Genomic DNA, 9,138 nt, shown 5'->3' on the forward strand with positions numbered 1-9,138 from the left:
TAAGGCTAGGGTTAGCTATCGACACTTAGGTAAGGGAATGCTAATCTCTTGCCGAGCAAGCAACGGTGCCAGGAATAAAGGCGGTAGATGAGTACTCGCGAACGAGTCGATCAACTCGGATGCCCGGATGTGTCGGTAGTCACACCCAGACGCCGCGCCGTTGACCGCCACGCCGGTTTAGCCCTGCGCTCCGCATCGGGGAGCAGTCGAGGCGATGCGGGCGACCTATGACAGATTCGCTGGCTCGGCAACAGAGCATTGTCAGGAACCAATCAAGTTCGCGAGCCGACTACTCCAATCAGCGAGCATATCGATCGGGCGAAGGGCTGTAACTGTAAGTGGATATTCGTGAACGAGTGGGCCAGCTAGAGCGTGTGGCCACGGCAACGGCCCCAGTGCCGCGCATAGATCCCGAATTAGAGAGCCGATTCGCAACCTGTTGCCGGGCTCTTGGTCTCTCCGTCAATGACAGGCGACGTCCCGCAGATTTGCCAGCGGCGCGTTACGGCTTCACTTCGCTGTGCCGGACCGCTCAAGATCACTGTGATGTCTGGGTCGGTCTGGCGGCCTCCGGGGGCGCCACCATCGACGTCCTGGAAGCCATCTCGGAGACCTCGGCCACCGCCGGACACCTTCAGCATGCGGTGAACCTGCACCCGGGTGATCTCACCTTCACGTACGACTCCGGGCTCTATCTCGAGTTCCGCGCCAGCGGGCCCGATGACTATCACCTCGCCTACGCCGCGGCCCTCGTGGACAAGGGCGACTACGTCAAGGCTGCCGGGCTGATCGCCGACGTGACCGAGCGACGCCCCGGATGGTTCAACGCCCGCTGGGGCGCCGTCGCCATGCAGAACCGGGCCGAACGCTGGTCCGATGTCGTCTCGCTGCTGACCCCAGTTGTCACCGATACGTCGCTGGATGCCACCACGTCTCACGCCGTGCGGATCACCCTCGGCATCGCGCTCGCCAAGCTAGGCATGGTCAATCCCGCCCTGTCTTACCTCGAAGACCCCAGTGGGCCAATCGAAGTGGCTGCCACCGACGGCGCACTCGCCAAGGCGCTGAACCTTCGTCACCATGGTGACGAAGAGACCGCCACCGAGGTGCTCCAGGATCTGTACGCGGGCAATCCGGAGAACGCCGAGATCGAGCATGCGCTGACCGATCCGAGCGTTGGTCTGCACACCACGACCTCCGCGCGTATCGCCGCCCGCACCGATCCCTGGGACCCCGAAACCGAGCCCACCGAAGAGGATTTCATCGATCCTGAGGCTCATGAGCGCAAGGCGATCCTGCTGGCCGAGGCCGAGCAGCAGCTCAGCGAGTTCATCGGCCTGGAGCAGGTGAAGGACCAGGTCTCACGGCTTAAGAGCTCCGTAGCCATGGCATTGCGGCGCCAGGACCGCGGACTCGCCGTGGGCCACCGCACTCACCACCTGGTGTTCGCGGGCCCGCCCGGTACCGGTAAGACCACCATCGCCCGTGTCGTCGCCAAGATCTATTGCGGCTTGGGACTTCTCAAGCGTGAGAACGTCCGCGAGGTGCACCGTGCCGACCTCATCGGTCAGCACATCGGTGAGACCGAGGCCAAGACCAACGCCGTCATCGACAGCGCGCTCGACGGCGTGCTGTTCCTCGACGAGGCCTACGCGTTGGTGTCCACCGGCGCCAAGAACGACTTCGGTCTGGTTGCCATCGACACCCTGCTGGCCCGGATGGAAAACGACCGTGACCGTTTGGTCGTGATCGTCGCCGGGTACCGCGCCGAGCTGGACCAGTTCCTCGATACCAATGAGGGTCTGCGCTCCCGTTTTACTCGGTCCATCGAATTTCCTTCGTACGCACCGCCCGAACTCGTCGAGATCGCGGCGGCGATGGCATCCGTGCGCGACAGCAAGTTCGACGAGGGCGCTGCCACCGCGCTGCTCACCGCCTTCTCGGCGATGTGTGCCGCAGAGGCTCCCGATACTCGTGGTATCGCACGCCGCAGCATCGACGTCGCCGGTAACGGTCGCTTCGTCCGTAACGTCGTCGAACGCTCCGAGGAGGAACGTGAACACCGCCTTGATAACTCAGGCGTCGAAGAGTTCAGCGATGACGACCTCATGACCGTCACCGTCGAAGACGTGCAGGCATCAGTGGAGGCCATTGTCGCGGGCCTCGGACTGTCGGCTCCGGGGGCGTCGGTCACGAAATGAGCGATAACCGAGAGAACAACGCAAACTCCGAGCGCCGGGCCTTCGCGTCACGCACCCCGGTCAGCGAGAATCCCGAACCGCTGAAGTACCGCCGCGGATTCGTCACCGGGCACCAGGTCACCGGATGGCGATTTGTCATGCGGCGGATCGCATCCGGCGTGGCACTACACGACGCCCGGATGCTGGTGGATCCGCTGCGCAGTCAGTCCCGGGCATTCAGCATGGGTGCCGTCATCGTCGTGACCGGCCTGGTCGGATGCTTCGTCTTCAGCCTGCTGCGGCCCTCCGGCATCGCCGGCACCGACCCGGTGCTCGCCGACCGGTCAACCGCCGCGCTCTATGTTCGGGTGGGCGACAATCTGCACCCGGTGCTCAACCTCACCTCGGCCCGTCTCATCGCCGGCAAGGCTGTGGACCCGACGATGGTCAAAAGCACTCAGCTTGACCAGTTTCCGCGCGGAAACCTGATCGGCATTCCGGGCGCGCCGGAGCGCATGGTGCAGGCCAAGAGCACCGACGCCGCCTGGGCGGTGTGCGAGTCCGCCGATACCCGCGTCGTGACCGTGATCGCCGGGGCCCTGGAGACCGGCGGCGACAAGGCCACCGAGCTCACCCGTGACCGCGCTGTCGTGGTGTCCTCCGACTCGGGCACCTGGCTGCTCTGGGACGGGCACCGCAGTGCGCTCAACCTCGGGGATATCGCCGTCACGAGCGCCCTGGGCCTCACCGCCCCGCCCGCCGAGCGCCCCGTGACGGCCAGCCTGCTCAATGCGATTCCCGAGACTCCGGCACTTGTGGTTCCCGCCATCCAGGGAGCCGGGACACCCACTGCCTACCCGTTGCCCGTCGCCGCGCCCATCGGCTCGGTGCTGGTGAGCTCGTCCACCGACAACACACCGGTGTACTACGCGGTGCTCGCCGATGGCGTACAACAGGTTTCACCGGTAATCGCCTCCGCGCTGCGCAACGCGAACTCCTACGGTCTGGAGCAACCGCCACGACTGACGGCCGATCAGATCGCGCACCTGCCGACGTCATCGGCGATCGATACCAGGGTGTTCCCGAATGCGGCCATCAAGCCGCTGGCCACCAACGAGGACCCGGTGCTGTGCACACGGTTCACCAAGACGGCCGACGCTGCCTCGGATTCGTGGTCCTTGCTCGCGGGTTCGGTACTGCCGCTTTCTGACTCGGTGCACGCCGTGCAGCTGGTCTCCCCCGCCGCAACCCGGGTCGCCATCACTCCCGGAATCGGTTACCTGGTGCAACCGGACGGCCGCGGCGGATACCAGTGGATATCCGATACCGGTGTGCGTTACGGCATCGACACCGAGGCCGAGGGTGACAAGACTCTTGAGGCACTCGGCCTGCACAAGCCCGCACTCACCATCCCTTCGTCGATTCTGGATCTGTTCGCGTCCGGGCCGTCGCTCTCACGCGCCGACGCCCTACTGGCGCGTGACGGCCTGGCCCCGAGCGATCGGCAAGCCACGCGCATCCAGACCGACAACCCATCTGCTCAGGCACAGGAGTCCCGTTGAGCCGTCTCATCTTCGAACCCCATCGGCGTGTAGCGCCTCCGGCGATACCCGATGCCACGGTGACCGTCGAGGCGCCTCCGCAGCTGCCCCGCGTGGTGCCGCCGTCATTCCTGCGGCGGGCCATGCCGGTCGTGATCGTCATTCTGATTGTCGGCATGGTGGTGGCACTGGTCGCCTCGGGCATCCGCCTCATCTCCCCGCAGACCCTGTTCTTCCCCTTTGTGCTGCTGCTGGCCGCTACCGCGCTGTATCGCGGCAATGGCGATAAGGTCCGCACCGAGGAGGTCGACGCCGAACGAGCCGACTACCTGCGTTACCTGTCGGTGGTCCGCGAGAATCTGCGCACCCACGCCACCCAGCAGCGCAAGGCCCTGGAATGGTCGCACCCCGATCCCGAGGAGCTGACCACGGTTCCCGGCACGCGCCGCCAGTGGGAGCGAGACCCCGGCGATGACGACTACCTGGTGGTACGCGCCGGACGCCATGACGTTCCGCTGGCCAGTGTCGTACGGGTCAAGGACATCGCTGATGAGATCGATCTGGAACCGGTGAGCCACAGCGCTTTACGTGGGCTACTGGACACCCAGCGCACGGTGCGCAGCGCCCCATCGGGCATCGACCTGAACAAGGTTTCGCGGATCACGGTGCTCGGTGATGATGACGTTGCCCGCGCCTCCATTCGGTCGTGGGTGACTCAGGCCGCCACCTTCCACGATCCAACGCTCCTCACCGTGGCGATGGCCGGCCCCAGTGTCGAAGACGCCGACTGGTCCTGGCTCAAATGGCTTCCCCACGTGGACATCAGCGGCGAGGTCGACGGTGTCGGCCCGGCACGTTACCTGCGCCGCACGGGTGCCGAACTGTTCGAAGCATTGAAGCCCGTGCTCTCCGAGCGTGCGCTGTTCGGGGCCGAGTCCGGTGCGCACAAGCACCTGCTGATCATTCTCGATGACCCGACGTACGACCTGAATGGCGTGAATTCGCCCATCCCGGCAACCGGACTGGACGGCGTCACCGTTATCCAGCGGCTCGACGGAACCGACGGCTCCGCCAAGCTTCCGGACTACCTGAACCCAGAGCGCCCTGTGCTGCGGGTTAGTCGGAACGGCGTGAGTGCACGCGTCGCCCGTTGGAATGGCAACGATTGGCAGCCGTACATCGACGAGGCCGATCAGCTCACGGTCGGAACCGCCTCGCACCTGTCCCGCCGGCTCTCCCGCTGGGACTCGAACCCAACACATCCGGGCCTGCGGTCTGCGGCAACCGGTGGTGCGACGTTCACCTCGCTGCTCGGTATCGAGGATGCATCCCAGCTGGATGTTCCCGCCCTGTGGTCGCCGCGTGCGCGTGACGAGGAGCTGCGCGTGCCGATTGGCGTGACCGCCTCCGGCGAGCCGTTGATGTTCGACCTCAAGGACGAGGCCGAGGGCGGCATGGGTCCGCACGGCCTGATGATCGGTATGACCGGCTCCGGTAAGTCGCAGAGCCTGATGTCGATCCTGTTGTCGCTCTTGACGACCCATTCCGCCGATCGCCTAATCGTGATCTACGCGGACTTCAAGGGTGAGGCCGGGGCCGATATCTTCCGCGACTTCCCGCAGGTTGTCGCCGTGATCTCGAACATGGCCGAGAAGCGTTCCTTGGCAGATCGTTTTGCCGATACCTTGCGTGGCGAGGTCGCCCGGCGCGAGAACCTGCTGAAGCAGGCCGGTCGCGATGTGCAGGGCAGCGCCTTCAACTCGGTCCGCGAGTATGAGGAAGCGATCGCCGCCGGTCACGACCTGCCGCCCATCCCCACGTTGTTCGTGGTGGCCGACGAGTTCACCCTGATGCTCCAGGACCACCCCGAGTACGCCGAACTGTTCGACTACGTCGCACGCAAGGGCCGCTCGTTCCGCATCCACATCCTGTTCGCGTCGCAGACCCTGGACGTCGGCAAGATCAAGGACATCGACAAGAACACCTCATACCGCATCGGCCTGAAGGTGGCCAGTCCCAGCGCATCCCGGCAGATCATCGGGACCGAGGACGCGTACCACATCGAATCAGGCAAGGACCACAAGGGCGTGGGGTTCCTGGTTCCCGCACCAGGCGCCGTACCCATCAAGTTCCGCAGCACCTATGTCGACGGTGTCTACCAGCCGCCGTCAACGACCACCACCGTGGAGATCCACGCCACCCCGCAGCCCAGGCAGTTCACCGCGCTGCCGGTGGCCTCCGATCCCACCACCGTGATCGTCAAGGGTGGATCCGACCGGCCACAGCAGCCGGCGCGCAAGCTGGTCACGACCGTCGGCGACCAGCTGGCCAAGGTCGGTCCGCGCGCACCGCAGCTCTGGCTGCCGCCGCTAGACACCGCGATCCCGCTGGCGGATGTGCTGAGCCAGACCGGGATCCCGGCACGCCAGCTGCGCTGGCCGCTCGGTGAGATCGACAAGCCGTTCCAGATGCGCCGCGATCCGCTGATCTTCGATGCGACATCGGCGGCCGGAAACGTGATCATTCACGGCGGCCCGAAGTCCGGAAAGTCGACGGCTCTGCAGACGTTCATGCTGTCGGCCGCTGCGTCGCACTCCCCGCGCGATGTCACGTTCTACTGCATCGACTACGGCGGCGGACAACTGCACGCGCTCGAAGGGTTGGCGCATGTCGGCAGTGTGGCCAGCGCCTTGGAGCCCGAGCGCATCCGACGCACCTTCGGTGAGCTGGAGCAACTCCTGGCCTATCGCCAGCGTCTGTTCCGCGACCGCGGCATCGCCTCGGTAAGTCAGCTGCGCGCACTGCGCGACGGCGACCGCTCGCTGGACGACGGTTACGGCGAGACGTTCCTTCTCGTGGACAACCTGTATGCGTTCAGTCGCGACAACACCGACCAGTTCAACACCCGAAACCCGTTGCTGGCCAGGCTTACCGAGCTGGCCAATGCCGGGCTGTCGTACGGCATCCACGTCGTGATCACGACACCGAACTGGATCGAGGTGCCGCTGGCGATGCGCGATGCTCTCGGGCTGCGCCTCGAACTCAAGCTGCACGACTCGGCGGACAGCAATGTGCGGGTACCCGGCGCACTGCGCCGCCCCGCCGAGAGCGTGCCGCACGATCAGCCGGGCCGCGGCCTGACCATGCAGGCAGAGCACTTCCTGTTCGCGGCCTCCGACGCCAAGACAGTGGAGTCGGTCAACGCCGAGTACCCCGGTGCGAAGGCTCCCACCGTCCGCCTACTGCCGGCAGACCTGGCACCGAACGCCATCGGTCCGCTGTACCCGGGACGCGAACAGGTAGTCATCGGCCAGCGCGAGCAAGATCTGGCGCCGGTGGCGCTCGATTTCGCCCACAACCCGCTCCTGATGGTGTTGGGCGATACCGGCTCCGGCAAGACGACGCTTCTGCGACACATCATCCGCACCGTCCGGGAACACTCGACATCCGACGAGGTGGCGTTCACGGTTCTGGACCGGCGTCTACATCTCGTCGACGAACCGCTGTTCCCCGACAACGAGTACACCCCCAATATCGATCGGATCACCCCGGCGATGCTGGGCCTGGGTGCCCTCCTTGAAAAGCGTCGGCCACCCGCCGGATTGTCGTCCGAGGAGCTGCACAACTGGGTGTCACGCGGAGTGACGGCACAGCGGCACTACCTCATCATCGACGATGTCGACCAGATTCCCGATGCACCGGCCGTCAGCGGTCCGTACATCGGGCAGCGACCCTGGAATCCGATCTCGGGTCTGCTCGCCGAGGCACGTGAGCTCGGCCTGCGGGTGATCATTACCGCGCGGGCCACCGGTTCGGGTCACATACTGATGACCAACCCCATGTTGCGTCGCTTCCACGAGCTGCAGGCCAACACCCTGATGCTGAGCGGCAGCCCGCAGGACGGGGGCCGTATCCGTGGACATCGTTTCGAGCGTCTGCCCGCGGGTCGCGGAGTCCTGTTGTCAGATAACGATGTTCCGACATATGTACAGACCGTCAATCCACTCGTCAGTGAGCATGCTGCTCAAGGAAGGGAGTACCCGCGATGAATCTCAACGTCGTTCCGGAAGGTCTGACCGCCACGAGCGCGGCCATCGAGGCGCTGACCGCGCGCCTGGCCGCCGCACATGCGGCGGCCGCACCGGTGATCGGTGCCGTGGTCCCGCCCGCCGCCGACCCGGTGTCACTGGAGACCGCGGCAGGCTTCAGCGCCCGCGGCATTGAGCACTCCGGTGTGGCGGCCCTGGCCGTCGAGGAATTGGGCCGGGCCGGGCTGGGCGTCTCGGAGTCCGCGGCCAGCTACACCACCGGAGATATGCAAGCCGCCGTCACATACATGATCGCGCGAGGCTAACTCGGTGAGCGCCCCCATCTGGATGGCTTTCCCCCCCGAGGTGCACTCGGCGCTGTTGAGCGCCGGGCCCGGGCCGGGAGCACTGTTGGCGGCAGCCGCCCAGTGGCAGGCGCTCTCCGCGCAATACACCACTGCGGCAACGGAGTTGACGCAGCTGCTCGCAGCCACCAGCGCCGGATCATGGCAGGGGCCCAGCGCCACCCAGTATGTCGTCAGCCATACGCCCTACCTGGCCTGGCTGACTCAGCAGAGCGCGATGAGCGCCACCAATGCCGTGCTGCATGAAACCAGCGCTGCTGCGTACACCACGGCGCTGGCCGCCATGCCCACGCTGGCCGAGCTGGCCGCCAACCACCTGATCCACGGCGTGCTGCTGGCCACCAATTTCTTTGGCATCAACACCATTCCGATCGCGTTCAACGAGGCCGACTACATCCGGATGTGGGTCCAGGCCGCCACCACCATGGGCATCTACCAAGGTGTTTCCACCGCCGCGGTGATGTCGGTCGCGCCAACGCAGCCCGCGCCGATGATCATGGCGCCGGGCGGCGAAATGTCGCGCATGGCCGCCGACATGTCCGGGATGGCCGCGCAGGCACAGGCGGCAGAATCCGGCACCGCGCTGGATGACAGCGAGAGCTTCTTCGAGAAGCTCATGCGACAGATTCAGGAGTTCTTCACCGACCCACTCGGTACCTTGCAACGGATCTTGCAGGACTTCATGCGCAATCCCCTCGAGGCACTCGTGGCCTGGGGTCCGCTGTTGTTCTTCATCGCGTACGAGGCGTTTTTCATCCCCTTCGGGTTCACCGCCTGGGGCATCATGTTGTCCGCACCACTGTGGCTCCCTCTGCTACTGGTCGGGCTGGCCCAGCTTGTCAACCCTGTTCCAGTCGACGCCGATGTACCCGGCGAGGAACCGGCACAGGAAATGGCACAGATCGCGCGCAATTCGCCTCAGCAGCAGGCATTTGCGATGGGCGGAATGCCCGGAACCGGCGGCGGAGCCCCACTGTCCGGTGGTTCGAGTGCAACGTCGGCCCCGAGCGCACCGGCCTCACCT

Annotated in this window: 5 protein-coding genes; all 5 read left to right on the forward strand. The window is 65.5% G+C overall.

All coding sequences use genetic code 11. The annotated features are described in order from the left end of the window. Window positions 1–338 precede the first annotated feature (338 nt). The gene (gene eccA / locus B4394_RS22805; protein ID WP_078312253.1) at window positions 339–2,201 is read left to right on the forward strand and encodes a type VII secretion AAA-ATPase EccA; all 1,863 of its coding nucleotides are present in this window, start codon (window positions 339–341) and stop codon (window positions 2,199–2,201) included. Beyond that, a complete protein-coding gene (gene eccB / locus B4394_RS22810) occupies window positions 2,198–3,742 on the forward strand; it encodes a type VII secretion protein EccB (RefSeq protein ID WP_078316357.1) in 1,545 nt (514 codons plus the stop codon). Before eccA ends, eccB begins: the two co-directional genes overlap by 4 nt. Next, window positions 3,739–7,770 (forward strand): type VII secretion protein EccCa, encoded by a 4,032-nt coding sequence (gene eccCa / locus B4394_RS22815; protein ID WP_078312251.1) that lies wholly within the window; start codon window positions 3,739–3,741, stop codon window positions 7,768–7,770. Before eccB ends, eccCa begins: the two co-directional genes overlap by 4 nt. After that, window positions 7,767–8,075 (forward strand): PE family protein, encoded by a 309-nt coding sequence (locus tag B4394_RS22820; RefSeq protein ID WP_078312250.1) that lies wholly within the window; start codon window positions 7,767–7,769, stop codon window positions 8,073–8,075. The genes eccCa and B4394_RS22820 overlap by 4 nt, the downstream gene beginning before the upstream one ends. A gap of 4 nt (window positions 8,076–8,079) precedes the next feature. After that, on the forward strand, window positions 8,080–9,138 hold a 1,059-nt coding region (locus tag B4394_RS22825; protein WP_078316369.1), incomplete at its 3' end, for a PPE family protein.

Origin of the sequence: Mycobacterium sp. D16Q16, from assembly GCF_002013745.1 — a bacterium.
In the GTDB taxonomy this organism is placed as follows: domain Bacteria; phylum Actinomycetota; class Actinomycetes; order Mycobacteriales; family Mycobacteriaceae; genus Mycobacterium.